Source organism: Oleiphilus sp. HI0086, from assembly GCF_001635225.1.
Map to the genome: position 1 here is coordinate 1 of NZ_LWFZ01000924.1, position 429 is coordinate 429.

Annotated in this window: 1 protein-coding gene; it reads right to left on the reverse strand. The window is 38.2% G+C overall.

Translation table 11 applies throughout. The annotated features are described in order from the left end of the window. Positions 1-94: 94 nt before the first annotated feature. The coding region (locus tag A3756_RS16630) for a HupE/UreJ family protein (RefSeq protein ID WP_197481349.1) at positions 95-429 on the reverse strand (335 nt) is incomplete at its 5' end.

Consider the following 429-nt stretch of genomic DNA (forward strand, 5'->3'; position numbering starts at 1 on the left):
GCAAGGCTTTTTTAAATATTGTTTTTATTAATCTTTATGAGTAAGGGCTTTATAACTCATGAACATAAATATTCCTCTTTAAATTATTGTCGTTTTAGTCAATTGAGTCGTGAGAAGTTCTCGGTCTTTGATTCGTCATTTCGCTCTCTATTTCACTCTCCATGTCACTAGACATTTTCTCGTGTTCGTGTAGATAGTTGTCGGCGCTAAAGCCGAAATCATCTGGGTGGGAGGTGTGCGAGTATCCATGCAATTGCTGCAACAACAGCAAAACACCAAGCGATATTAGAAAAACATTCGCTGCATTACTGAAGTTTTTAAATGACTTGGTTTTGCGCCAAATAGCCAATAAACCAAGCATGACAGTCAATGCGGCAATTTGACCGAGTTCGACACCTAAGTTGAACGAAAGAATTTTAAGCACTAACC